This is a genomic window from Kribbella sp. NPDC051718 (assembly GCF_040681515.1).
Classification (GTDB): domain Bacteria; phylum Actinomycetota; class Actinomycetes; order Propionibacteriales; family Kribbellaceae; genus Kribbella.
Genome location: NZ_JBFAYZ010000004.1, coordinates 66,521 through 92,650, shown reverse-complemented (window position 1 = coordinate 92,650; position 26,130 = coordinate 66,521). Strand labels below are relative to the sequence as shown.

The window sequence follows — 26,130 nt, the reverse complement described above, 5'->3', positions numbered from 1 at the left end:
GAGCCGGCATCCGCGCCATCGTTTTGCTTTTGCTAGGCGGTGTGGTGCAGCTGCTGGGCGGCGGGGGCGATCAGGACGGCTGAGCCGCAGGCCACGCAGATCCACTCGTCGGACAGGTCCTCGGCGGGGTGATCGCCGGGATTGACCCGCTCGAACGGGACCGTGTCGTCGCAGAGTACGCAGTACCAGGTGTCGTCGATCGGGCCGCGGCGTCGGGTACGCATCAGAAACCCACCTCCGATAGTCCTTCTCAGGTTGCCATCGGAGGTGGGTTCACCAGGTCAGCGACACGGCCCGGCGGAGCAGTTGTCGCCGGACGGTCAGTTGTCGCCGTTGTGCCAGTCGCGGCCGAGGTCGTGCTCCTTCTGCAGGCCCTTGCGGATCGCGTCGACGACGAACGGCTCGATCTTCTTGCCGATCAGCGGCACCGCGACCTTCACGTCCAGGTCGATCGCCTGCACGGTCTCCCCGCCCGTCGAGGTGATGCTGGCCGTACCTTTGAGCGTCACCGGCGTGTTGGCGATCTCGCCCTTCACCTCCGCGTTCCGCGACCCGTCCGCGTTCGCCGGATGCCAGGTCTCGGTCTGCACGACGGTGAGCGTGCCACCGACGAACTTCCGCGCGATGTCCGGCACGTCGTCCGACGGCATCTCCCGCTGCACCCGCACCACGGTGTCCGCCCCGGACTGGCTCACCTTGACGTCGTACGACAACGCCTTGGTCTTCTCACAGGCCTGCTCGCGAAAAGTAGCGTCGGTGACGATCGCGAAGACTTCCTCAGGGGTGGCGTCATAAGACGCCGACATCTTCAGCTCCATGCCGCACATCATGACATCACCCCGGACGACAAACCCCCCACGCGCCCGCCGCCGCTCGCTCCTGCGTCGCTCCCGCTCTGGGTGCTCCCACCCACCCTTTCCGACTACCGCTCCTGCGTCGCGCAACCACCCGCTTGGCACCCGGCCCCCGCCGAGAGGTTGCCCACGGCCTCGACCCCAACGGTCCCCCGTCGCACCCGGACGCCTCTCGTCCGGGTTGACCGCTAGCGTGCCGGAATGGCGACCCATTGGACCCTCGGCTGCGACGCCCGCGACCCCCACCGACTGGCAGCCTTCTGGGCACTCGCACTGTCCTACATCCCTGAACCCCGCTACGACGACCCCGAAGGCGCCTCGGGTGGTTTGGCTTGGCCAGGGGCTTGCGACTATTTCTGATTAGATAAGGATGCGAGGGTCGAGATGGACCAGGACAGTCGGGCGGTTTGTGAGCAGCTCAACCGCGCTCTCGTCGACAGTGGGCTGTCTCAGGCTGCGTTCGCTACTGCGCTCGGTACTTCTGCCTCCCGATTCTCGACCTACCGTTCTGGCCGGACCAGGCCGACGGCGCAGTTCTTCCTGCGGGCTGGACGGATTGCTGATGCCCTTCACGCGGCGCGGGAGTACCGGATCATGACCGCGCCGGCGACAGCGACAGCGATTCGCGGGGCGGGTGATGATGATTGGGCGTGGCGGATGCTGCTACAGGGGCGGGACCATCTGCGCTTGCTGCTCCGCCGCCATGACGGCTCCGAAGCCGCTTGGGAGGCAGCGCCGGCCTCGACCGGCCGGGCGGATTTCGACACTCTGCTTGCCGTTCTGACCGCGCACGAATTCGAGGCGGCAGGCGAGGAACCACCTGAATGGAGCCGGACAGATGCTCTCGCGGAGCCATGGATTCCCGAGCATCCGTTCCTGGAGCGTGAAGAGATCATCGCCCAAACACCGGAGTACCTGGCGCAGGCCAACATCTTTGTCCCTGCTCGCGACCTGGTGACCGCGTGAGCGACCCGCGCAACGAATTCACGGCCGGCGAAATCGTCGGTCTCCTCTCGGACCTCGACCAGCGTTGAAGGCGCGTGGCATTTCCGCGGCGGTCTCCGTTGTCGGGGGCGCCGCCACTGCCAGAGGGGGCGTTGCAGCGCGGTGAGGCGCCCGGTCTGCACATCACGTACGCCACCGACGAGTTCTTGTTGGCGACCAAGTTGGTTGCCCAGCGCCGCAAGGATGCTGCCGACATCGTTGCCCTCGCCAAGCGTCTTGCCATGGAGCATGCGTCGGCCGACGACCTCGAACGGCTGATCCACCGCTACTACACCGATGAGGATTCGCTCGAGTTCATCCTCGACGGTAATGACGTCGGCCGCGAGACGCGTCTCCTGGCAGTCAGGGCCGCGCGGCTGCTGGCCGGCCAAGCAGGCTGATCGGAGCAAGTCAGGCTGACGGTGGACGCAAGCCGGGTGGATTGCAGCAAGTTGCAGTGGGTGGGTGGGGTGGGGGGACCTTTGCGTCGGTAGGGTTTCAGGGCTGCGGGGGTGGCTACGTGAGGAGTTTTTGGTGAGGGTTTTCAGGGCTGCTGTGGTTTCTACGGTGGTTGCGTTGGTGGGTGGGCTTGTTGTCGGGGCGGGGGCTGCGGGGGCGGAGGATACGAAGACCGTCTCGTACCTTGGGTATGAGGTGAAGGTGCCTGCTAGTTGGCCAGTGGTGGATCTGGCCAAGGATCCGACGGCCTGTGTGCGGTTCGATCGGGCAGCTGTTTACCTGGGGCGGAGTACTGCGCAGGCTGATTGCCCGGCTCATCTTGTGGGGCGTAGTGAAGGGCTGGTGTTAGCGCCGCTCAGCGAGCCGGCTCGGTCGACGGATGGTGAGCTGCAGGTTGCGGTTGAGGGCGCTGGTGTGTTGGCGACTGCGTATTACGTGCCTGGGGCGGATCAGACGGCTCGCAAGGTGCTTGCCAGCGGTCGGGTGACTGCGAAGGCGAAGGGCAATGCGGTTCAGGCGCCGCGGGCGATCCAGGCCACGCCTTCGATCATCGCGACCAAGAACATCTACCAGCCTGCGTTCGACATCTGCGACGCGCCGACCCAGAGCACCATGGATGCCTGGAAGGCGCCGAACTCGCCGTACCGCGCGATCGGCATCTACATCAGTGGCGCTTCCCGTGGTTGCGCCGCGCAGCCCAACCTGACGCCGCAGTGGGTCGCCGCGCAGGACAGCGCCGGATGGCAGTTCCTCCTGATCGACGTCGGCAAGCAGGCGCCGTGCACCAGCTTCTCGAACAAGATTTCCACGGTCCCGGCCACGGCGGCCGCTGAGGGGCGTACTGCTGCGGCGCAGGCGGTTGTTGCAGCGCAGGCGCTCGGGTTTGCGCCGCGGAGTGCGATTTACAGCGACGTCGAGCACTACACGTCGACGGCGGCTTGTAAGGCTTCGGTGCTCTCGTACCTGAGTGGCTGGACGCAGGAGCTCAACTCCCGGGGGTACGTCGGTGGCGCTTACGTCGGCGCGTCGTCCGGTGGGGCGGATCTGGCCAGCGCTTACACCAGTACGGCGTACACGCGGCCGGACAACCTGTGGTTCGCCCACTGGAAGAACACGCCGGTCCTCACCAGCCGGTTCATCCCCGCCGGCTACTGGGCGGCGCACCAGCGAGTGCACCAGAACGAAGGTGACGTCAGCCGGACGTACGGCGGTGTCACCCTGAGCGTCGACGAGAACATGTTGGACCTGACCATGCCGCCTGCAGCCGTCACTGGTTTCACAGCGACCGGTCGCAACGGGTCGGCCGTACTGCGCTGGACCTTGCCGGCAGCCACGACTATCAGCCAGGTCGTCGTCCGCCGCAACGCGGGCAAGGTCGCCCCGGCGCTGCCGACCTCCGGTACTGCGGTCTACGCGGGTGCGAGTGTCAGTGCTGTCAATGCGGGCGGCCTGGTGAGCGGTACCGGCTACACCTTCCGTACCTGGGTCAAGAACAACTACGGCAAGTACAGCCCGGGTGCTGACAAGTATCTCGCCGGTACTTCGAGCACGGCCGCCGCGAGCGCTGCGTCCATCATGTACACCGGGTCGGTCACGCTGAAGAGCCAGGTGAAGCGACTGGACACCGGTGCGGCTCTGGCCGGCGTACCGGTGACCCTGTATGCGAAGGCGATCAACGCGTCGAAGTGGACCGCCGTCGCGACCGTGACGTCGTCTTCCACCGGCGCCGTGGCTGCAGCACACAAGCCGACTGTCTCCACGTACTACATGTGGACCTATAACGGCACGACCGACGTGCTGGGCTCGGGCAGCCCAACCGTGACGGTTGCCGTGCATCCTGCGATGTCGAGCTACCTGTCCCCGACGGCGATCAAGCTGGGTGCGAGCAGCGTCTTCTACGGCTACCTGAACCCGGCCCACGCCGGCACGAAGACCTACCTGCAGCGCAAGTCGGGCACCAAGTGGGTCGCGGTGACCAACGGCAAGCTGTCGACCAATGGCAAGTACACCTATGTCATCAAGCCGACTGCTCGCGGCACCTACACCTACCGCGTCGTCTGGCTGGCCGACGCGGACCACCAAGGCACGCAGACCGTCGCCAAGGTCCTCACCGTCAAGTAGGTGATGCGCGGGGTGCTTGTACTGCGGACAAGCACCCCACGCCCACGCCCCCGCCGCCGGGGGCTCCTACATCGCCCCCAGCTCTGGGGGCTCCCACCCACCCGGGGTGCCGCTCCGCCGTCGCGGGTGGTACGTGGGCGCGGCGCATTGCGTGCCGACATCGGGTCTTTCCGTCGACTGACCGGCTGCGTGTGCTCAGTTGCGCCCGCTGACGAGGTGGTTGGTCGAGAACGTGTCATAGCCACGAGCCTGACGCCCTTCTGCCGGCCGCAAAGGTCGATCCGCCTGTTGCAGGTTGCCCCCGGGGCAGCGGGCGAGACCGCGACGTCATGGAGCCCGCCGGGCAATCGGGCAGTCGGTCTGCGGGGCCGCGGGGCCGACGCGCCACGGGGCGCCCGGGGTGCGAGGCTGACTGGGCCGCCGGGCGGGAGGCTGACTGGGCCGCCGGGCGGGAGGCCGACTGGGCCGCCGGGCGGGAGGCCGACTGGGCCGCCGGGCGCGAGGCCAACGGGGCCGCCGGGATGAGAGGCCGCCGGGCGCGACCCCGACGGGCCGCCGGGGTGTAGGCCGCGGGGGTGTGAGGCCGCCGAGCGCGACGTCGCCGGGGCGCTGCGCCGTGAGGCTGCTGGCGCGCGGGGACGGTGCTCGTGCAAGCCCGAGTCGTGGGACGAGACGGGTCACGGCACGCCAGTCGGGTGAGCACGCAGGTGGTCACCGCGACGCAGGAGCGGCAACTGGGTGGGTGGGAGCGCCCAGAGCGGGAGCGACGAAGGAGCGAACGGCGGCGGGGGCGTGGGTGTATTTGGTTGATGTGTCATTATTGATACATCAATCAGATTGAGGTGGGTTGTGGTGGTGGGGCGGCGGCGGTTGTCGGCCGGAGAGTTGGCTGTTTGGCGGGCGTTGGTGGATACGACCGATGAGTTGCGGCGGCGGCTGAGTGTGCAGTTGGCGGAGGACTCGGGGCTGTCGCCGGCTGACTATCGGGTGTTGCTGGCGTTGAGTGAGGCTGACGGGAAGCGGAGTCGGTCGTCGCGGCTGGCTGGGGTGATGGAGTGGGAGCGGAGCCGGCTCTCGCATCAGCTCGGGCGGATGGAGAAGCGGGGGTTGATTCGGCGGGAGGACTGTGCGACCGACAACCGAGGGGCCGAGGTCGTGCTCACCGAGGACGGAGCCGATGCCTTTCGGAGGGCGACGGCGCCGCATGCGAAGGCGATCAAGAAGCACTTCGCGGATGCGCTGACGCCGGAACAGTTCGACGCGCTCAAGGACATCCTGCAGTCGCTGGAAAGGCATCTGGAGCGATGAGGATCGCGGTGCTGGGAGCCGGGCATGTCGGACCGGTGATCGCCCGGGTGGCGGTCGAGGCCGGGTATGACGTGACGATCGCGGCGTCGGGGGATCCGGCGCGGATCGAGTTGATCACGCAGGTGATGGTGCCGGGGGCGAAGGCGCTCTGGGCGGCTGATGCGGCGGCGGATGCGGACATCGTGGTGCTGGCGATACCGCTCAACAAGTTCGCCACCTTCGACCCGAAGATCGTGCAGGGCAAGCTCGTCATCGACACGATGAACTACTGGCCGCCGGTCGACGGAATTCAGGAGCTGTTCGAGGACCCGGTGCTGACCAGCAGTGAGATCGTCCAGCGCAAACTCAAAGACTCGACGGTGGTGAAGACCTTCAACCACCTCGGCTATCACGAGCTCGCCGATGACCGCAGGCCACCGAATCATCCGGAGCGCCGCGCGATGGGCGTCGCAGGCGAGCAGCCGGCAACAAGAACAGTTGCCGAGGTCATCGATGCCATCGGCTACGACCCCGTTCTGCTGGACGGCCTGGCCGCGGGCAGGGTGCTCCAACCGGGCGGCACGGCGTTCGGCGTACCACTTCGGAAACCAGAGATGAAGAAAGAGATGCAGCGATGACAGACTTCCCGCTCGTACTCGGGCTGGACACCTTCGGCGACGTCACCTCCGACGAGCAGGGCCGGCCGGTCTCGCACGCCCGGACCATCCGTGACCTGGTCGAGCAGGGCGTCAAAGCGGACGAGGTCGGCCTCGACTTCTTCGGTATCGGCGAGCACCACACCGACGACTTCCCGCTGTCGGCCGCCGATGTGGTGCTCAGCGCGATCGCCGCGAAGACCAGGAACATCCATCTCGGGTCAGCCGTCACCGTCCTCAGCTCGGACGACCCGGTCAGGGTCTTCCAGCGCTACTCGACCCTCAACGCGATCTCGAACGGCCGCGCCGAGGTCATCCTCGGCCGCGGCTCGAGCATCGACTCCTTCCCGCTCTTCGGCTACGACCTCGCCGACTACGAGACCCTCTTCGAGGAGAAGACCAACCTCTTCGCCGAGATCCTCAAGGGCGGCCGCGTCACCTGGGAAGGCAAGACCCGAGCGGCCCTCCAAGATCAGGACGTCGTACCGCACCTGGACACCCCGCTGCCGACCTGGATCGGCGTCGGCGGCAGCCCGCAGTCGGTGATCCGGGCCGCGCACTACGGCTTCAACCTGATGCTCGCGATCATCGGCGGCAGCCCGTCCCGCTTCGCTCCCTTCTCCGACCTGTACCACCGTGCGCTCGAGCAGTTCGGCCGCGACCCGTTGCCGATCGGCGTGCACTCGCCCGGCCATGTCGCCGCCACCGACGAGCAGGCCCGCGAGGAGTTCTGGGAGCCCTACCGCGAGGTGATCACGCGGATGAGCAAGACCCGCGGATTCGGGATCCCGACCAAGTCGCAGTATCTGGCCGAGGTCGGCCCGAAGGGCGCCCTGTTCGTCGGCTCACCCGAGACGGTCGCCCAGAAGATCGCCGCCAATCTCAAGAAACTGAAGGCCACCCGCTTCGACCTCAAGTACGGCATGGGCGGCCTGTCCCACCAGGCCTTGGTCACCAACATCGAACTCTTCGGCACCCAGGTCGCCCCGCGAGTCCGGGAACTGATGGCTTAGCAGAGCCAGCAGTCCCCGGACCCCGTCAAGGGAGTCAGCGCAGGCCGACCGCCCGGTCGATGGTCTGGCTGACGCTGTTGCCGGCCTTGTCCCGGGCCGTCGCCCGCAGACTCACAAACTGAGCCTTCGCGGGTGCGTCCAGCCGGCCGATCCAGTCGTTGCCGGAGTGCTGCAAGGACAAGGCCTTCCAGTGGGCACCGTCGTCGTAGGAGACATCCAGCGTCACCGTGCTGATCAGTCCCGCACCGGCCGCGCCGGCCAGGTGGGACGGCGTCACGGCGATGTCGGTACGCCGCAAAGCCCGGCCGCTCAGATCGGTACCGATCCCATAGTCGAGCTGGATCAGCGGGAGCGTCTCCAAGAACCGGTAGTCGGCGTTGTCGGAGATGAAACCCCATTCAGTGCGGGTTCGCGGCGAGTACGGCCGGTCCGGGATGTCACGCGTGGTGTCGACCACGAGCCGGTACGGCAGCTTGTCCGGCGACACTTCCGACGAGACGAAGTCGGCGCCCTCGCTCACCAGCTGAGAACCCTGGTAGAGCGAGGTGTTCAGCGTGATCCCGCCATACACGGTCCCCTCGTGGCGGCCATCGCCCCACCCCGGCATCCCGAAGGTGCTGATGATGTCGCCCACCCGCGACGGCGGCGTGCTCATCGCGTTGTCGGCAAGGAGCCGAGGACGCTGGATCCCGCCGAACCAGGTCTCCTTCGTCGTACTCCGCGCCTGGTATGCCGTCGAGGACCCGAACAGCATCAGATCGGTGACAGCGGTCTGGGTCAGCCACTTCACACCGGGCGCGGCAGTCACCCATGCCGTGTAGTTGCCTTGCGCAAGTACTGGCGTCGCGGCCGCGCCCACCGCCCAGGTGAGGTCAGCGGAGAGGTCGTAGCGGATGTCGACCGCCTCGCCCTGCTTCGTGTCCCGGAACGACTCGTCGATACGAGCCAGCTCGCCCACGCCCGGCCGGTACGACGGGTCGGCCGGGATCGCGCCGTCGTGGTGCTGCACCAGGTCGTACAGGTACTCCGGCTGCGGATGCGCCGTCACCACGAGCATCCGACCACCACGCTGGATCCGGTCGAGCAACTGCTGCGCCCGATCGGTGCCGACCGAAGCCACCGGCAGCGACGGCGTCTCCTCCTGCGGAAGATCCGCCCAGGCATCCAACGGTCCGAAGCCGTCGTTGAGGATCAGCAAGAGCTTGGCGCCCGCCTTGAAGGCAGCCGTGGCCTGCTCGGTAGGAGCAACCGCGTCGTTGCGATGGACCACAGCGATCTTGCCCCGGGCAACGACCTTCGCGAAATCGGTCACCGAACCATTGCCGGCCACAACAACCGGGTAGGCGGAAGTGCCCGCTGGCAAGGAAGGCGACCAGCTCTGCAGGTTCACGTCGAACGAGGCTACGGTCAACGGCGACTGCACCTCACGCCACCGCGACGCGAACGTGTACGACCCCTGCGTCACCTTGCGCGTCGGAGTCGCCCACAGGCTGTCGTAGATCCACGGCTCGAGCTGATACGTGTCGACAAACCGATGAAGATCGCCGTAGCTGCGGTACTGGTCGACCCGGACGTAGCTGTTCACCGTCTGCTGCGGAGCGATCGCCTCGACCTTGCGGAGCTTGGAAGCGTCGAAGGTCAGCGTCTGATCGCCGTCGACGACCACCTCGGGATTGCTGAGTACGGCCCGGCTGAGCGAGTGCGGGCTGTCGAGTCCGCGAACATCGGCGTACAGCCAGGCGGCGTACGTGCTCGGCTGGATGCTGAGCTCCAGCTTGCCGGTCGCGTCGACCTCGTAGGCCTTCGGCACCGTGTCGCGCTTGATGTCCTTCATGATCAGCACGCCAGGCAGCGAGGACTTGACGGTCAGCTTCACTCGCTGGCTCTGCTTGGTGAGCGCGACGGGGGTGTGCGTGCGCAGTACGCCGTCAGCGCCGGTGGCAGTCAGTACTGCGCTGTAGCCGGCGTCCTCGACAGCAGCGCCCAGGTGGCTGACCACTCCAACCGTTGCCGTCCCACCAGCGGGCACAGTCACGGACGGCGCGGTCAAACTGAACAGACCGTCCGGGATGCCCTGGGTCTTCAGCGCCAGGTTCAGCGTGATCGCCGCGGCGCTGGTGTTGGTGTACGTGACATCCTTCTGCACCAACTGTGAAGCCGGATACGGCCACGAAGCGAAGGCGAACGCCGATCCGGTCGCGAAGACGGTGCTGCGAGCCGCGGCAGCCACATCCAGCCGGCCACTGCCGGCCGCGAACGGGCTGTACTGCTGGGTCGTCTTGGTCGTGCTGACCAGTGCGTCCTTCAGTTGCTGCCCGGTCCAGTCAGGATGCGTCCGCGCGAGCAACGCGGCCGCGCCGGCGACGTGCGGTGTCGCCATCGACGTACCGCTCATCGTCAGGTACGAGCCCTCACCTTCCGGCGCGTACTGCGAACGCGCGGCGAGCACGTCGACACCAGGAGCCGTGAGGTCGGGCTTGAGCCCGTTGTCGCCGGTACGCGGGCCACGACTAGAGAACACCGCGAGCCGGTCGGCGCTGTCAACGGCGCCCACGGTCAGGGCGGCGTCGGCTGCACCGGGTGCGCTGACGGAGTACGGATCCGGACCTGAGTTGCCGGCGGCGATGACGAACAGGGCGCCTGTCTCGGCGCTGAGCCGGTTGACCGCCTGGCTCATCGGGTCGGTGCCGTCGGTGGGGCCGGAGCCGAGGCTCATGCTGATCACCTTGGCGTGCTGGTCGCGGGCGGCCCATTCCATCCCGGCCAGGATCCACGAATCCTGCCCGCTGCCGTCGTTGTCGAGCACCTTGCCGATGTGCAACCTGGCCCCTGGCGCGACACCGCGCTCGACCCCGCCCGAGGCTGCGCCGGTACCGGCGATGGTCGAGGCGACGTGCGTGCCGTGGCCGTGCCGGTCGGTGACGTCGAGTCCGGGGACGAAGCTCTCGGAGGCAGCGATCTGGCCGCCGAAGTCGGGGTGGGCTGCGTCGATACCGGTGTCCAGGACGGCGACGTCCACGCCCTGTCCGGTATCACCGCCGGCCCAGACCTCGGGGGCGCCGATCTGCGCGGTCGTGTTGGCCAGCGTCGCCTTGGCCTTGCCGTCCAGCCAGATTTTGGCGATCCCGCCGCCGAACCGCGCCGGCCCGGCCACTCGCTTGGCAGCCGGAGTCAGCGAGCTCCACAAAGCAGCAGACCGGTCCGCAGTCAGCGCGGCGCCCTGGATGCTGCTCAGCGAGAGAGTGCGGCGAGCACCGACAGGCACAGCCTGCTTGCGAGCCGCCGCGTCCGTGTAGGTGACGATCAGCGGCAGTTGTTTGCTGGCCGCGTCGTCGTAGCCGTCGGCAAGCAGTTCGGTGACGTTGAACAGGTGCTCGTCGAGTACGCCGGACGCGAGGTACGGCAGCGCGGCGTCGGGGTAGACGTAGGTATCCTTGCCCGACGTCATGATGTGCGCGCCCGCCGGCCGACCGGCCGCGTTCTGCACTGTCGCGGTGGTGTGACCGTCGGCGGTGACGGCGGCCGTCACCTTGTCGCCGGTGATCAGAGTGATGGTCCGCAACGGAAGTGCGCGGCTGGGACTGGGGCTGGACAGCGGCGGAGCGGCCTGGGACAGGCCGGGGGTCGCAAGCAGGGCGAGGGCGGCGCCGAGCGCGATCACCCCACGTTTGGAGGAGGGCAGCAAGGGGGCTCCAAGGTAGGTGGAGCCCTGATTAAAAGCAGGTCAGAACATGGATCACTACTTACTTACCTGGCGCAAAGAAGCCACGGCCAAGACGGTCAGAGCCAGCCGCGCTCGCGAGCCTGCCACCCGAGTTGCAGCCGGGAGCGCGAGTTGGTCTGCTCCATCAGCAGCTGTACCCGCCGCGCGACCGTCCGCCGGCTGATCCCGAGCCGTGCTCCGGCCGCGTCGTCGGTCAGTCCGGCGACCAGGAGTGACAACAGGTACCGGTCCTCGGCGGACATCGTCGCCTCGGCGGTCAGCTCGTCCACCGCGGTGACCGACAACGGGCTGGCCCGCATCCACACCGTCTCGAAGAGCGCGACCAGCGCATCCAGCAAGCTGCTCGGGTGGACCAGCAGCGCCGCATCGTGCGCCGAGGTCGTCCAGTCCAGCGGCAGCAACGCCAGCTCCCGGTCGGCGATCGCGAGCTTGGTCGGCACGGTATCGGCGATCCGGGCCTGCTCTCCCGCCTCCACGTGCGTGACCGTGCTTGCGGACAGTAGCCGGTCTTCCAGCGCCGTACTGTCGTAGACGACCCGATACGCAACACCCGCCGCCTGGCGATCCAGTTGGGTCCGGTTCACCTCGGCCGACGCCACGTACGGCGCTGCGACCAGTCCCCGGAACTCCTTCTGCGCCGACAGTTGCACCCGGTCGAAGGCCCAGCCGACCGCATCCTGGCCGGAGACGATCTCGATGAGCTCCTCGGTCCGCCGGCTCGTGGGCTTGCGGTACGCCTCGGCCGCCAGCCGTTGCGCCGCCTCGCGAGTCCGGATCAACTCCTGCTCCTGCTGCCGGATGAACTGCTCGACCGCCAGGTCGGGCGGCACCGCGACGACCAGTTCCTGCGGCGGCGGCGTACGGTGCACGAACCCCTCCCGCTGCAGGGCCGCGACGGCCCGGCGTACCTGGACGATGCTCAGGCCGACGCGTTCGGCGAGCTGGGGGACCGAGGCGCTGCCCTGCCGGACCAGTGCGAGGTACGTCGCCTCCTTGGACTCGGGGAGGCCGGCGGCCTTCATGACAACCCTGGTGCCGTCGATGCGTGGATCAGGCCGTCCGCGTCCACGGACGGGTCGGTGATGATCGGGTTCCCCCAGACCAGCGCTTCGTAGTACGTGGTGTTGGGAATCGTCATGCAGAGATGCTGATTGGGCACGCCCATACCATGCACCTCGGCGCGCAGCCCGAAACTCTCGGCCAGGTGCGCGATCCGCAGCGCGCCGGTGATGCCGCCCTTCAGACCGGCCGAGGTGCGGACGTAGGACGCAGTACCGGCCTGGATGAAGTCGGCGGTGTTGAAGTGGGCGCCGTCGCTGGTCTCGCCGACGAGCAGGGGGACGTCGACCCGCTCGGCCAGCCAGCGGTGGCTGGTGATGTTGAACTCGCGCATGGGCTCTTCGTACCACCGGAAGTCCAGCTCCGACAGCACTTTTCCCAGCCGGATCGCGTCCGGCAGGTCGAAACCGGCCGATCCGTCGTACATCAGCTCGACGTCGTCGCCGACATGTTCCCGCAGTCGCTGCGCCAGCCGGGCGTCCCGGACGACGTCACCCCACGCGTGCAGCTTGATGGCCTTGAAGCCCCGTTCGAGGCACTGGTCGGCGATGTCGAGGTACTCCTCGATCGACCCGTACGTCACCGTCGACGCATATGCCGGCAGCCAGGTCCGGTACGTCCCGGCCAGCGCATGGACCGGCAAGCCGGCGACCTGCCCGGCGATGTCCCACAACGCGATGTCGACGAGCCCGAGGAAGTACAGCGGGAACTCCTCGATCCGGTCCAGCTCCCAGATCCGGTGCCACAACCACTCGCGGTGCATCGAGTCCTGGCCGATCAGCTCCTCGCGCACCCGGCGATTCACCAGGTCGGCCGCGATCACGCCTCGCGGCGTCGAGGCCCGGCCGACCACGCCGTCACTCGTCGTGATCTTCAGTACGCCGCCCTGCAGCGCCGGCTCCGACCCCGGCAACCCATCACGCCACCGGAACGGATGCATGGCCGGTACTTCGACCAGCTCGACCTCGACGCGATCGATCGAACTCACTGGGGTCCTTTCAGCCGGTCTCGGATCCGTTGCTCGAACTGGGACTGCGTGGTGTCGATGTGCTGGGTCATCGCGGTCGAGGCCTTGTCGGGATCACCGGCCGCGATCGCTTCCGCGATGTGGACATGTTGTTGCGCCGCGACCTCGAGTGAGCCGGGCAGCCCGCCCGCGAACAGCAGCCGGTCGGACTGCTCTTTGAAGTCCCGCAGCTTCGAGACCGCAGCCTGCAGGAACACGTTGCCCGAGGCCTCGGCGACAGCATCGTGGAAGGTCCGGTCGTACTGCCGGAACAACTCGTGATCCTGATGCGCGGCGACCGATGCCTCGGCGGCCGTCCGGATCGCATGGACCTGGGCCGGCCGGGCTGACGTCGCCGCCAGCCGGGCCGACTCGGCCTCGATCAGCCGGCGATGGTCGAACAGCATCGCCACGTGTTGCAGGTCGGTCGGCTGGAAGTAACCGACCTGGTCGTCTGCCTGCTGGTTCACCGGCACCGACACGAAGATGCCGGCCCCGCGCCGGGTCGAGACCCGGCCGACGGCCGCGAGAACCTTGATCGCCTCGCGCGTCACCGAGCGTCCGGTGCCGAGCAGTTCGGCCAGTGCCTTCTCGGTCGGCAACCGGTCGCCGGGCCGCAGGCCCTGCTCCGCGATGTACGTGACGAGCTGCTCGGCGACGAGTTCGTAGCCGGGACGATAGGGATCAAGGTTCTCGGGCATTCAGAAACCGCCGTAGATCTGGAGTTCGTAGATGCTGCCACCGTTGAAGTTGGAGCCGGTGACGGTCAGCCTGACATACCGCGCCTGGACGGCGGCCGTCCGGATCGACGGGTTCCGCCGCACACTCGTGGCCACCGTCGTGTGGTCGTCGAACATCGACCAGTTCGTGTTGTCGAGGGAGTACTCCAGCTTGTACTTGTATCCGCTCGGCAGCTCGAAGTTGGTGACGATGCTCTTCACTGCGGTCGCAGCGCCCAGATCGACCTGGATCCAGGACGGGTCGGGCAGCCCGAGCCCTTGCGCCCAGCGGGTGTTGAGGTCGCCGTCGACGGCCAGCGCCGGGACGTTCGGTTCGGAGTACGACGAGACCGTGACCGGCTTGCCGACCGCGAGTCCGGCCTCGGCGGGAGTGGTGACCGTCCTCGCCGGGCTCGGCGGCGCGGCGTTGAGGTTCGCGTCGCGGGCGACGACCGTGTAGCTGTGCGTGGAGCCGGCGGCCAGGCCGTCGACGGTAACCGTTGGTCAGCTCGAACGTCGTGATCACCCCGGTCAGGTCGTACTGCGCGCCGAGGTCGACCTGCGGCCAGGACGGGTCGGGGAGCCCGAGTCCTTGCGCCCACCGCGTCGACAGCTTGCCGTCGACCGCGAGGGCGGGGACGTTCGGTTCGGAGTACGAGGAGACCGTGACCGGCTTGTCGAGGGCGAGGTCCGAGCCGGCCGGCATGGTCGCCGTGACGGTCTGGCTCTTGCCGGATTCGTTGCCGACGGCATCGCGGGCGCTGACGGCGAAGGTGTAGCTCTGACCGGAGACGAGACCGGTGATCCTCACCGCCGGATCCTTCGAAGCGCTGGTGAGCTTGCCGTTGACGTAGATCGAGTAGCCGGTGACACCGACCGCGTCCGTCGAAGCCGGCCAGGTCAGGTCGGCGATCGTCGGGAAGCTCGGCTGGACGACCGGCATGCCCGGCTTGGTCGGCGCGACCCGATCGGTCGGCGCCGGTTGCGGGTCGAGGTAGCGGTACGCCGGTTCGAGCCCGGCGTTGTCGACGATCGACGCGGGGAGTTGCTCGCAGCCCGGTACGACCGGGTTGTTCGCGATCGTCGAGTCGGTGCTGTTCGCCTGGGTCGCGGACCTGGGCTGGCTGGTGAAGTTGTGCTGGGCGTCGATGTTCATGCCGTGGTTCAGGAACAGCCAGAGCGCGTCGACGTTGCAGAACGCGTTGCCGGTCGTGGTGAAGTACCGGCTGCCCTCGTCGTGGTAGATCGCGCCGTACGCCGGGCCGGGGGTGTTCTTGATGTAGTTGCCTTCGACAACGCTGTTCGGCTGCATGCCGAGCGTGTAGATGGCGCCGCCGTCGGCCTGGTGCTTCATGATGTCGCTGATCGCGTTGTCGCGGACGATGTTGTTCTTCGACGTCGTCGGGGTGTCGTAGATCGGGATGCCGAAGTTGCCCGGGTAGTTGGTGTCACCGCCGACGTCGGGGTTGCCCCAGCCCCAGCCGACCGAGATCCCGGAGTACGGGAGGTCGTAGATCTTGTTGTGCTCGATCACGGTGTGCTCGGTGTAGCCGGCCAGGATCGCCAGCGAGCCGCTGTAGTCGGCGGCCGCCTTGGTGATCAGGTTGTTGCTGACCAAGGTGTCCTTGGTGATCGCGCGAGCGTCCGTCGGGTGGTGGTCGATGATGTCCGTGCCGCCGACCTGGATGCCGGTCGCGGCCACGTCGCGGACGATGTTGCCCTTGAGCGTCGTGCCCTGCGAGCCGGTGTCGAGGTTGAGGCCGACCGCGCCCAGATGCGTGAACGTGTTGCCGGTGAAGGAGATGTTGCGGCTGTAGCCGACGTTCACCGCACCCGGGGTCTTCTCCCAGTACAGCCGGGAGGCGTCGAAGTCCTTCCAGCCGGTGCCGTTGATCCGGAAGCCGGCCTGGCCCTCGACCATGCCGTCGTCACTGCTCGGCGCGAGCCAGGTGGAGTAGGAGAAGGTGATCCCGTCGAACTGGATGTTCTGCACCGGATCGGTGATGGACCCGGTGACGTCTACCAGGCTCTGCACCTGGGGCACCACGACCGTAGCGGTGGTAGGGCTCTGGCCGGGCTTGGGCAGGTAGTAGACGTCACCGGAGCTCTTGTCGAGGTACCACTCGCCGGGCGAGTCCAGTAGCTCGTAGGCGTTCTCGATCCAGGTCGGGTTCTGGATCTCCTGGCCCTCGTGCAGGTTGGCGTTGTAGTAGCAGGGCTGCTGCATCGTCACCGTGGTGCCGACGGCCGACTGGACCGGGCAGCGGTAGTGCATCCAGCCCCAGCGGCTGTCGACCTCGATGTCGCCCTGGTTCTTGAAGTTGGCCAGGCTGCGGGTCGTGTCGGTGTAGCCGGTTGCCGTCTTCGACCAGCCGGGCGGCTTCTCCGGGCCGCGAGCGCGCTGCTGCCGTTCGCCGTTCACGTAGAACTGCCGGAAGTCGATCGAGCCGACGTGCGCCTTGTAGATGTTCTTGGCCGGGTCGGACAACGTCCAGCCGGTCACCAGCCGGCCGCCGTCGATCGTCACCGACGTACCGGGCAGGGCCTGGTAGATCACCTTGTCGCCGTTGCGCCCGGAGTCCTGGCTGGTCAGCTGGAAGGTGTCCGTACGCCGGTAGTCGCCCGGCAGCAGTACGACGTGGATGTCGCCGCGCTGGCGTTTGGTCAGCTTTCGGACCTGATCGCGCGCCTGCTCGAGTGAGCTGAGCGGGCGGCTGAGGCTCCCCGATCCGCCCTTGGCGTGGGCGGCGGGGGAGACGTACAAGGTGGTCGGGCCGGTGGCCTCAGCGGGCGCGGCGAGGAGTGCGGTGGGGACCAGCAGGCCGGCGAAGGCAGCGAGCAGCCGGCGCGGATGAGCGAACGGGGAGGATGGCATTGGCGGGCCAATCGATCGATGAATCAGATCTATCGGCGCAAACTGTGGCACAGGCTCACCGGAACTGGAAGATGAACCTGATTCATTCTGGGCAGTAGTGTGCTGACAACCGATCGCTGGACCGCTCCGTATTCATCGGTGACGGGATGAGCGAGGGGATGTGAGATGGCACGAGACGCTGAGTTCAGCGAGTACGTCGCGCAGCGCCGGACGCAGTTGCGGCGGATCGCGTATCTGCTCTGCGGGGACGTCCACAAGGCCGAGGACCTGGTCCAGACGGCGCTGCTGAAGCTGTACGTCGCTTGGCCGAAGGTCCGGCGGGCCGGGAACGTCGACGCCTACGCGCGCCGGATCCTGGTGAACTCCGGAATCGACGAGAGCAGACGGCCGTGGCGCCGTGAGGCGCCGGGCCTGGACGGTGTCGACGTCCTGATGGCCGAGGACATCGACACCGAGGACCGGCGGGTGCTGATCGAGGCGCTGGCGAAGCTGCCGATCGGCCAGCGGCAGGTCGTGGTGCTGCGGTACTTCGTCGGGCTGTCCGTCGAGGAGACCGCGGCCGACCTGCACTGCAAACCCGGCACGGTGAAGAGTCAGTGCTCACGAGCCCTCGCCCGGCTCAATGACTTGTTGACGGCCCAGTTCGGGGCAGTGGGAGGGAACGACCGATGATCGACGAGAAGGAACTGGCGGATCGCCTCGCGGACGCCGCGAGCGCACAGGACAACCTGCTGCCCAGAGCATTGAGCGACGACCTGGCAGCCGGCCGCCACCGCTTGCGCCGGCACCGCGTACTGACCGGCAGCGGCGTGATCGGGGGCGCGGCCGCAGTCGCAGTACTGGTGGTGGGGATGACCAGCTGGCTGTCGACCAACGCTGGGCCACTCCCGGTCGGCCCGCCGGTTGCCAGTCCCAGCCAGTCGATCGATGCCCAAGCTCAGGACGCCGCCTTCAATACGACGATGCGGAACCTGCTCGCCAAGCATTTCGATCCGGACCGGCAGCACCTCACCTACGAGTCCGGGCCCTTCGAGGTGAACCATCAGCCCGGGCAGCGGGGGGCGACCGGTCGCGCCGGATGGAAGATTGCCGGCCAGCAGGGTGAGGGACTGCTGACCGTCTCGCTCTTCGGCTCCGGTAGCGGGACGGACTGCGGCCAGTACGAAGGGCTGAAGTGCCACAGCGTGCCGATGTCCATCGGCGGCACGGCGATGATCGGGCGGCTGGGTGAGCGGGTGGAACTGAAGTACCAGCAACCGGACGGCGAGATCGTCTATCTCTCGGCAAGCCCGTTGTTCGCGAACAACACGACGACCGGGGTGCACGGGATGGGGATCTCGGACGCCGAGCTGATGTCGTTCGCCGCCGACCCTCAGCTGAACCTGCCGCCGATGACCGCTGGGGAAGCTGCCGAAGAGGAGCAACTGAAGGCGCCTGTGCCCGATCTCGGAGAGATCGTCGGCGAGGCGGAGGCGATCATGCCCGGTGGCACGCTGGACGTGCATCACATCGACAAGATCAACGGGAACTACCTGGTCTCGATGGACTGGAAGAAGGGCTCGCTCGCCGCGACGATCGAGTTCGGGATCGATGCCAAGCTTCGCGCCAGCACCTGTGAGGATCAGTTGTCCGTGCCGAGTTGTACGCCGTTGACTCTGCCGGACGGCAAGAAGGTCCAGTACTACGAGGGCGCGCGGTCATACCAGGAAGGCGTCAAGTACGTGATGGGTGCTACCTACACGCAGCCCGATGGCGACCTTGCCTCGGTTCGCATTCTCTACCCGGGCAAGGAGCTGCCGACCGGAGCCGCCAGCAAGGAGCAGGTGCTCGAGTTGGTGACGGACCCGGTGTTCGACAAGTAGGGATCAGCTGGTGGCCGCCAGGATGCCGCCCAGTGCGCTGGCTTGGGTTCGCCAGTCGCGCGGGTTGGTGCCCTGGCCGGCCCAGCGCTGGCCGAGGCGGTTGAGGGTGTCGCGATCGGACTGCCAGATCGTGTCGGACTGATGTTGTGCGTAGGTCTTGTACGACGCTGTGCCGGTCGCGTCGGCGAGATCCATCAGGTAGCGCATGAAGATGCCCTTGAACTGCTTCTGGTTGTCGTCGCAACTCCCTGAACCGACGTCGCAGGTCTCGGTCAGGATCCCGTTCGGGCTCATCGCGGGGGAGGCGATAGCAGCATCGGCCAGTTGCTTCGCCGACGTCAGCACAGCGGCGTTGCCGGTGGCTCGGTAGAGCTCCAGCGCACCGCCGATCGCCAGGCCCTGGTTGTAGGTCCAGACGGTCTGGCCGTTGTTGGCGCAGGAGCCGGTGAGGCCGTCGTTGACCAGCTTCGAGGAGTTGATCATGCCGCTGCTCTGGAACCAGTTCCAGCCGGTTGTTGCCCGTTGCAACCAAACGATGTCGCCGGGCAGCCGGTTGTGCAAGGCGGCGGTCATCCGGATGTACAGGCCGTTGGTGATGGCGTTCTTGTAGGTTCGCTCGCGATCCCACCAGACGCCGCCACCGCAGGTGCTGGTGTCCCAGTAGCCCTGGACGTAGTTCGCGATCGTGACGGCCATGTCGAGGTACTTGTGGTCGCCGGTCACGTCGTACGCCTGGATCCAGGCGATCGCCCACCACTCGGTGTCGTCGATCGCGCGGCTGATGAAGTTGCCCTCGATCGCGTCGCCGCTCTTGGTGCCGGCCGGGAAGACGCCCTTGTTGACCGTGAAGGTGCGGTCGATGATCCAGCGGAGGTCGGTTCGGCCGGTGCGCTTCTGGTAGTCCATCAGGGTGGTCACCGCCACCGCCGAGTTCCACCAGCTCGACTGCCACCAGGCGAGGTCGGGGCGGTAGTCGTACATCAGCGCGTCGGCGGCGGCGCCGGCCCGATCGGACGCCGGTCGCGCCCATGCAGTACAGGCTCCGTTGGAGCCTTCAGCTGCACGGCCGCAGGCTCGTACTGCGCCGCCGTACAGCTTGGACTTGGGGTCCTTCGTTGCGTACAAGGCGGTCTTGGTGGCGGTCGACCCGGTGGGTGTGCTGATGCGGCCGAGGGAGGAGCCGCCAGGCCAGGAGGCGCCTTGGTTCCAGGAGCGGTCGAGCCAGATCTCGTCGCCGGGGTTGCCGGTGTCGATGGTCGCCCAGGCCATGCCGCGATTGTCGATGTGCAAGGCGATCCGGCGGTTCGACAGGGTGGTGGACGGGACTGGCTGGGTGTCGCCGACCGGTCCAGCTGCTCCGTCGCAGGCGGCGTCGCAGACCTTGAGGTGAGCCCATTCGGTGCAGGCCACGCCGTTGGCGTCTCCGCAGGCGCGGATCATCCCGCGGCGGTGACCGACCGGGTCGGCCTGGTTGTACATCAACGTCCGGGTGCCGGTCCAAGTCGACGGGATGCTTGCCTTGCCCAGCAGGCCGTCCCAGGTCGCGCCGCCGTCCCAGCTCCGGTCGAGCCAGACGGCGTTGCCTGCGGTTCCGTTGTCGATGCTGGCCCAGCCCATCGCGTCTTTGTCGGACACATGCAGGACGATCCGACGGCCGTTCACCACCTTCTCGGCCACCGGAAACGTCTCCTCCTGCGCCTGCGACGGATCGAGGGTGTCGCAGGCGACCGAGCACACCTGCGCGGCTGCAACCTTTGCTTTAGCCACTCCGAGTCCGGGTGTGTCGGCCCAGGTGGTGTCTGCGTCGTAGCTGCCCGCGCCGTCCCACGGATTGGCGCCGCCGGCAACGGCTATGTAGACCAGCTCGTTCGCGTGCCGGACATAGTGGGTCGGATAGTTGAACGACTGCAGGGACACGTTGCCCGCCCCGCCGGCTCGCGGCGGTTGGGCGCAGAACGTCGCGTCCTTGGCATAGGTGGAGGTGCCGTCGTTGGGGTCCTTGTAGATCCGGTAGCCGCGATGGCGCAGGAACTGGCCTGGGAAGTTGCGCGACTCGAGCGAGTAGCAACTGCTCTCGGCCAACCCCGCACGGATGATGAAGCTCGCATCCTGCCTGGCAAGCTCTGGCGATGCCGCGTCGATGACATCGGTCCGGACGCCACCGTCCTGATGCCGGAGGTACCGGTTGGTGTAGCCGGCGGTGGTCACGCGGAACGATCTGGTCTGACCTTCCGCCAGATCGGCGCCACTGCGCCACCAGCCCGGTACTACGTTCCAGGTCGCGTCCTCGCGGAAGGAGCCGCCGGTGTCGCTGTCGAGCCAGACCTCCGTGTTGCGGTGGCGGAGGTAGTACCCGGGCAGGTTCTTCGACTCGAGCGACGTGCCGCCGCCGCTGAGTCCTTCGCGGGCGCAGAACGTGGCGTCGGCGTTGAAGCTGCCGCCGGTGTTGGCATCCTTCTGGATGCGGTAGTTGAAGTGGCGGAGGTATTGGCCGGGGAAGTTGCGCGACTCGAACGAGTAGCAGGCGGCATCAGCGAGGCCGGGGCGGACCCAGAACGTGCTGTCCTGCTTGAGTCCCTTGCTGCTGGTGGCGTTGACCTCTTCGGTCACGGCCAGTCCGTTGGCGTGCCGGAGGTACCGGGTGGTGAGGCCGGTCGTGGTGACTCTCAGGGACGCGAGCTGGCCGGTCGGCAGCACGGTGCCCTTGGCCGCGGCGATCACCTTCAGGTTGACCTCGCGGACCTTGGCGAAGTCCATCTTGCGGACCTGGCGGTCGTACGTGAAGAAGCCGTTGATCTCGTCCTCGACGTCGGTCGGCTCGGTGTAGACGCTGCCGGACAGGCCGGAGCCGGTGATCAGGTCGGAGAGTTGGCTGGTGATCTGGACGTAGCGGTTGGTCAGGGCTTCCGGGGTCGGCAGCATCTCGTAGGCGAAGGTGTTGCCGGTCGACCATTCATGGCCGGGGACGTGCAGGCCGAGGCCGCCGTACTCGCCCAGTTGGAGGACGCGGGTCGACGACGGAGCCCGGGCGACCGCTGGGCCGACGTACATGTGGTCGTCGATGATGTCGCCGTTGCCGGGATCGGGATCGGAGTCACAGCAGTTCGAACCGGAGTTGTGGTTGACCAGGCGGGTCGGGTCGAGGGACTTGACCAGGTCGGTGATCCGGCCCGCGTCGTACTCGCCCCAGCCCTCGTTGAACGGGATCCACTGGACGATCGAGGTGATGCCCTTGTGGTTGTCGATCATCCGGCGCAGCTCGGTCTCGTACCGGGCCTGGCCGGTGGCCGAGGCGTTACGACCGGCGACGAGTGCGGGCATGTCCTGCCAGACCATCAGGCCGAGCTTGTCGGCCCAGTAGAACCAGCGGGCCGACTCGACCTTGATGTGCTTGCGGACCATGTTGAAGCCGAGCGCCTTCTGCTGTTCGAGGTCGAAGCGGAGGGCCTCGTCGGTCGGCGCGGTCGAGAGTCCGTCGGGCCAGTAGCCCTGGTCGAGGGTGCCGAGCTGGAAGACGAACTTGCCGTTGAGGGTCGGGCGCAGGACTCCGCCGAGGGTGGCTTTGCCGACTGATCGCATACCGAAGTACCCGCCGACCGTGTCGCCGCTGGCGAGGGTGACCTTGAGGTCGTACAGGTAGGGGTCGTCGGGGGACCAGAGTCTGGGGTTGGGGACCGGGATGCGGAACTGGGTGCCGGTGGTGCCGGTCGCTTGGCCGACGACCTGGCCGTTCTGGAGGACCTGCGCGGTGACGTTTTGGCCGGCGGTGCCTTGGACGGTGAGGTCGAGGGCGCTGGCGGCGACGTTGGGGGTGGTGTCGAGGCGGGTGATCTTGGCGGCGTTGGTGGGTTCGAGCCAGGCGGTCTGCCAGATGCCGGAGGTCGGGGTGTACCAGATGCCACCGCGGTCGAGGCGTTGCTTGCCGAGTGGGATGTCCTGGGTGTCGACGGGCGCCCAGACGCCGACGATGATCTCGTTCGATCCGGCGCGGAGGGCTGTGGTGATGTCGTAGGAGAAGGCGTCGTAGCCGCCCTCGTGGGTGCCGAGCAGGGTGCCGTTGACCCAGACTTTGGACTGCCACATGACGGCGCCGAAGTTGAGTTGCACGCGCTGGCCGGACCAGGCTTGCGGGACGGTGAAGGTGCGGCGGTAGTACATCCGCTCCTCGTGTCGCTCGAGGCCGGACAGCGCGGACTCGATGGGGTAGGGGACCAGGACCTCCTCGCCCAGCGTGGTGCCGACGGGCGGGGTGTTGAAGTTGGCTGTCGGGGCGAACTGCCAAGCGCCGTTGAGGCTTTGCCAGTCCTGGCGGGTCAGCTGCGGACGTGGGTACTCGGGCAATGGATTGGTGGTCGACACCTGGCTGGTCCACGGAGTGCTCAGCCGCGGGGGCTTCGGGGTGACTGCCGCTGCTGGTGAGGAGACAGCGGTTGCCAGAAGGGCGAGAACGAGGAGGAGTCTGAGGCGCATCATCCGATCACTACTCCGGTGGCTATCTGGCCGAGGTTCGCCCAGCCGCCGTGACCGTCGCCGCCGGCCCACTGGTAGACGACAGCCGCGTTCGTGCTGAGGTCGACCATCGCGTAGTCGGCGTTCCCGTCACCGGTGAAGTCGCTGAAGTCGACCCGGTCGGAGGTGGTCGTCAACCCGCCCGCGGTCTTTCCCAGCCCGAGCCAGCCGCCACGACCATCGCCGCCGCGATTCAGGTAGCTCTGGACCGAACCGTCTGCCGCGATCGCGCTGTAGTCGGCGCGGGTGTCGCCGTCGAGATCGGCGAAGCGCACCTTGCTGCGGTCGGTTGTCGTGCCGGTCGCGACCTGGCCGATGCTCGACCAACTGTTCACGCCGCGGTTGAGCCAGGCTGAGACCGCTCCGTTGGCCGCGATCGTCAGGTAGTCGGTCTTGCCATCGCCGTCGAAGTCCGCGAAGCGCACCGATGCCTGGTCGGTCGTCACTCCGGCCGCCACCTGGCCGATCGCCGACCAGCCGCCGCGTCCGTCGCCGCCGCGGTTCAGCCAGGCGGAGACGGATCCGTTGCTGTTGATGACGAGATAGTCGGCCTTGCTGTCACCGTCGAAGTCGGCGAACCGGACCCGCGTCGGGTCGGTCGTGATGCCGGTCGCCACCTGCCCGAGCACCGACCAGCCACCGTGCCCGTCGCCACCACGATTCAAGAACGCCTGTACTGCGCCGGTGCTCGCGACGGTCAGGTAGTCGAGCGTCCCGTCCCCGTCGAAGTCGGCCCAACGGACCTTGCCCGAGCCGCCCGCTTCGTTGCCCGCGTTGATCGCCGGGCCGGCCGCGATGACTCCGTCGGAGTAGGCCCGATCCAGCGCCGGGTAGAGCGCCTGCGCCATCCGCTGGAACCCTGCGTCGTTCGGGTGCAACCCGTCCGGCAGTTCGCTGGACGTGAGCGCGGGCGGATCGACGTACCGGGTCTTCGGCGCCGTCAGCATCCCCTTCACCGAACTGTTGAAGCTCGCAACCTTCGCCTCGAGCCCCGGCGTCGTCGGAATCAACCCCAGCACGATCACCGTCACGCCAGGCTTGTCGGTGATGATCCGATCGACCAACGCCTTGAAGCGGCCGGGCGCGTTCGGCACGTCGACGTTGCGGTTGAGGTCGTTGATCCCAAGATGCAACGTCACGACATCCGGCCGAGCCCCCGCCATCCATCCGTCGATCTCCGCCCGAACCTGATCGATGATCCACCCGCTGTGCCCCTCATTGGACAGATCAGCCAAACTCCCCGAAGCCTGCGACCCCACGAAGTTGACGTCATACCTGCTCTGCCCACCGACCAACGCGGCCAGCGGCCGCCGATACGACGAGGAGGTAGGACTCCCAACCCCAGCAGTAATCGAGTCACCGAGCGGCATGACACGCAGGGTCGGCCGCGCGGGTAGCGCAGCCGCAGGCACGGCCTGCATCACCAACGCAGAAGCAACCATCGCACCCGCAACCACAGCAACAACAGCTCGGCGCCCACGCCGGGCAGCCCCGCCTTCCCACCCCCGCCACGCCGCCCGAAGGGCGGCGGCTTTCAGCGGCCGCCTCATGGCGTGGCGTTCAGGAGGTCGAGGGCGCTGTGCTGGCGGGCGGCGTCCAGTTTGTCGACGGGGCCGTACCAGTGGAGGCCGTATTGGTCCATCGCTGTTCGATCGGAGGCGAAGGCTCGGTCGGCCTGGCGGCGGAGGTAGGTGGTGTAGGGGTGGTCGGAGAGGGCTGCGTTCAGCTTGCCCAGGCCCCGGACGTGGGCGCCTTTGAAGGAGGGGCCGTCGCCGCCGCAGTCGCCTGATTCGCAAGGCTCGCGGAGGATGCCGTCCGTGGTGTTGAGGGATGAGGAGGTGGTGGCAGCGTCGGCGATCTGGCGGGCGGTAGTGAGGTACGCGTTGTTGTTCGTTGCCTTGGACAACTCGGTGAGAGCGCCCAGGAGGACGCCCTGGTTGTAGGTCCAGGCGACGTCGCCGTTGTTCTTGCAGGTGGAGAGGTTGATGCCGTCGTTCACCAGGTGGGAGCTGTTGATCATGCCGGTCTGCTGGAACCAGGTCCAGCCGGCTTGTGCTCGTTGGAGATACGTCGTGTCACCGGAGATCCGGTTGTGCAGCGCGGCGCTGAGCTGGATGTAGAGCGAGTTGGAGATCGCGTTCTTGTACGTCTTCGCCTCGCTCCACCAGACCCCGCCACCACAGGTGTTGTCCCAGTACGCCGCCATGTGGTCGGCGTCCGCCCTCGCCGTCTGCAGGTAGCGGGCGTCGCCGGTGTAGTCGTAGGCAGCGATCCACGCGAGACCCCACCAGCCGGTGTCGTCGATGTAGTCGTTGCGGAACTGGCCCTCGGCCTTGTTGAGGTTCAGGTCGTACGTCCGGCCGATCGCGTACCGATAGCTGTTCATCCCCGACACCCGCGCGTTGTCGATGACGGCGGTCAGCGCGTTGGCCGCGTTCCACCAGCCGGTCGTGTCGAAGAGCCCGGTCGAGCGGTTGTAGAACTGCATCTGCGCGGTCGCCGCGGCGGTCCTCCGGTCCCACGCGTTCCAGGTGGTCCGCGCCCACGGAGTACAGGCGACGTCGGCACGGTCACCAGCCTTGCCGCAGGCCCGGAGCGCGCCGACGCCTTCGTTGTTCCAGTCGTCGACGTTGAACATCTGGGTGCGCCAGCCGCGTTGCCCGGTCGGGATCGCCGTGTTGCCGAGCCGGCTGCCACCGGACCAGGTGCGGCCGCCGTCCATCGAGCGGTCCAGCCAGACCTCGTCACCGGGGTTGCCGTTCTCGATCGAGGCCCAGCCCATCGCGTCGGTGTCGTCGAAGTGCAGCCGCAGCGTGCGGCCGAAGATCGTCGCCGAGACGGGGGACCGGTCGCCCGGGGACAGCGCCGGGTCGCGGGCGTCGCAGTACTTGTTGCAGATGGTCGCGTTCGCTGACATGGGCACCGCCGGGGTGGAGGGCGGCGGCGCCGGTGGCGGGGCGCCGACCGAGATGGATAACGCCGTCAAGGCGACGGAAACGATT

General features: G+C 67.4%; 19 protein-coding genes and 1 pseudogene. 9 read left to right on the top strand and 11 right to left on the bottom strand.

Annotated features, from left to right (window positions below; genetic code table 11):
* Positions 1-32 precede the first annotated feature (32 nt).
* Positions 33-224: a hypothetical protein gene (locus tag AB0M15_RS16030; protein WP_363818655.1), complete on the bottom strand. Its 192-nt coding sequence runs from the start codon at positions 222-224 to the stop codon at positions 33-35.
* A gap of 96 nt (positions 225-320) precedes the next feature.
* Positions 321-818 carry a DUF2505 domain-containing protein gene (locus tag AB0M15_RS16025; RefSeq protein WP_363818652.1) on the bottom strand — a complete coding sequence of 166 codons (498 nt, stop codon included), beginning with the start codon at positions 816-818 and terminating at the stop codon, positions 321-323.
* A 237-nt stretch (positions 819-1,055) separates the two neighbouring features.
* Here AB0M15_RS16025 and AB0M15_RS16020 point away from each other — a divergent pair, with 237 nt between their 5' ends.
* The 7 genes from AB0M15_RS16020 (at position 1,056) to AB0M15_RS15990 (ending at position 7,374) form a co-directional block, all read left to right on the top strand.
* On the top strand, positions 1,056-1,214 hold the full coding sequence (locus tag AB0M15_RS16020; RefSeq protein WP_363818649.1) for a hypothetical protein: 159 nt from the start codon (positions 1,056-1,058) through the stop codon (positions 1,212-1,214).
* A 24-nt stretch (positions 1,215-1,238) separates the two neighbouring features.
* Positions 1,239-1,820 (top strand): helix-turn-helix transcriptional regulator, encoded by a 582-nt coding sequence (locus tag AB0M15_RS16015; RefSeq protein ID WP_363818646.1) that lies wholly within the window; start codon positions 1,239-1,241, stop codon positions 1,818-1,820.
* 74 nt (positions 1,821-1,894) lie between these two features.
* Positions 1,895-2,239, top strand: a complete 345-nt coding sequence (locus AB0M15_RS16010; RefSeq protein ID WP_363818644.1) for a hypothetical protein — start codon at positions 1,895-1,897, stop codon at positions 2,237-2,239.
* 133 nt (positions 2,240-2,372) lie between these two features.
* Positions 2,373-4,418 (top strand): DUF1906 domain-containing protein, encoded by a 2,046-nt coding sequence (locus AB0M15_RS16005; RefSeq protein ID WP_363818642.1) that lies wholly within the window; start codon positions 2,373-2,375, stop codon positions 4,416-4,418.
* An 852-nt stretch (positions 4,419-5,270) separates the two neighbouring features.
* Entirely contained in the window at positions 5,271-5,726 is a 456-nt protein-coding gene (locus tag AB0M15_RS16000) for a MarR family transcriptional regulator (protein WP_363818639.1), read from the top strand.
* On the top strand, positions 5,723-6,343 hold the full coding sequence (locus AB0M15_RS15995; RefSeq protein WP_363818637.1) for an NAD(P)-binding domain-containing protein: 621 nt from the start codon (positions 5,723-5,725) through the stop codon (positions 6,341-6,343). The genes AB0M15_RS16000 and AB0M15_RS15995 overlap by 4 nt, the downstream gene beginning before the upstream one ends.
* Complete coding sequence (locus tag AB0M15_RS15990; protein ID WP_363818634.1) at positions 6,340-7,374, top strand: LLM class flavin-dependent oxidoreductase; 1,035 nt, start codon at positions 6,340-6,342, stop codon at positions 7,372-7,374. Before AB0M15_RS15995 ends, AB0M15_RS15990 begins: the two co-directional genes overlap by 4 nt.
* Positions 7,375-7,408: 34 nt before the next feature.
* Here AB0M15_RS15990 and AB0M15_RS15985 read toward each other — a convergent pair whose 3' ends face one another.
* The 6 genes and pseudogenes from AB0M15_RS15985 to AB0M15_RS15960 all read right to left on the bottom strand — a co-directional run.
* Positions 7,409-11,059 carry a S8 family serine peptidase gene (locus AB0M15_RS15985; protein WP_363818631.1) on the bottom strand — a complete coding sequence of 1,217 codons (3,651 nt, stop codon included), beginning with the start codon at positions 11,057-11,059 and terminating at the stop codon, positions 7,409-7,411.
* Between the two features lie 95 nt (positions 11,060-11,154).
* On the bottom strand, positions 11,155-12,120 hold the full coding sequence (locus AB0M15_RS15980) for a helix-turn-helix domain-containing protein (protein ID WP_363818629.1): 966 nt from the start codon (positions 12,118-12,120) through the stop codon (positions 11,155-11,157).
* The gene (locus tag AB0M15_RS15975; protein WP_363818626.1) at positions 12,117-13,145 is read right to left on the bottom strand and encodes an enolase C-terminal domain-like protein; all 1,029 of its coding nucleotides are present in this window, start codon (positions 13,143-13,145) and stop codon (positions 12,117-12,119) included. Before AB0M15_RS15975 ends, AB0M15_RS15980 begins: the two co-directional genes overlap by 4 nt.
* A complete protein-coding gene (locus tag AB0M15_RS15970; RefSeq protein ID WP_363818623.1) occupies positions 13,142-13,864 on the bottom strand; it encodes a FadR/GntR family transcriptional regulator in 723 nt (240 codons plus the stop codon). The genes AB0M15_RS15975 and AB0M15_RS15970 overlap by 4 nt, the downstream gene beginning before the upstream one ends.
* Entirely contained in the window at positions 13,865-14,200 is a 336-nt protein-coding gene (locus AB0M15_RS15965; RefSeq protein WP_363820224.1) for a discoidin domain-containing protein, read from the bottom strand.
* A gap of 202 nt (positions 14,201-14,402) precedes the next feature.
* A pseudogene (locus AB0M15_RS15960) lies at positions 14,403-16,109 on the bottom strand (right-handed parallel beta-helix repeat-containing protein); the annotation flags it as partial.
* 813 nt (positions 16,110-16,922) lie between these two features.
* Between AB0M15_RS15960 and AB0M15_RS15955 the strand changes: the two are divergent.
* Positions 16,923-17,429, top strand: coding sequence for a SigE family RNA polymerase sigma factor (locus tag AB0M15_RS15955; RefSeq protein WP_363818620.1), 507 nt, complete (start codon positions 16,923-16,925; stop codon positions 17,427-17,429).
* Positions 17,426-18,619 carry a hypothetical protein gene (locus tag AB0M15_RS15950; RefSeq protein WP_363818617.1) on the top strand — a complete coding sequence of 398 codons (1,194 nt, stop codon included), beginning with the start codon at positions 17,426-17,428 and terminating at the stop codon, positions 18,617-18,619. Before AB0M15_RS15955 ends, AB0M15_RS15950 begins: the two co-directional genes overlap by 4 nt.
* A gap of 3 nt (positions 18,620-18,622) precedes the next feature.
* On the opposite strand, the gene AB0M15_RS15945 is transcribed toward AB0M15_RS15950, so the two are convergent.
* Genes AB0M15_RS15945 through AB0M15_RS15935 form a run of 3 tightly spaced genes read right to left on the bottom strand, consistent with a single transcriptional unit; the run spans position 18,623 to position 26,045 of the window.
* Entirely contained in the window at positions 18,623-23,092 is a 4,470-nt protein-coding gene (locus AB0M15_RS15945; protein WP_363818615.1) for an AbfB domain-containing protein, read from the bottom strand.
* Positions 23,089-24,678, bottom strand: coding sequence for an FG-GAP-like repeat-containing protein (locus AB0M15_RS15940; protein WP_363818613.1), 1,590 nt, complete (start codon positions 24,676-24,678; stop codon positions 23,089-23,091). The genes AB0M15_RS15945 and AB0M15_RS15940 overlap by 4 nt, the downstream gene beginning before the upstream one ends.
* Positions 24,675-26,045: a glycoside hydrolase family 76 protein gene (locus tag AB0M15_RS15935; protein ID WP_363818610.1), complete on the bottom strand. Its 1,371-nt coding sequence runs from the start codon at positions 26,043-26,045 to the stop codon at positions 24,675-24,677. The genes AB0M15_RS15940 and AB0M15_RS15935 overlap by 4 nt, the downstream gene beginning before the upstream one ends.
* Between the last annotated feature and the right edge of the window lie 85 nt (positions 26,046-26,130).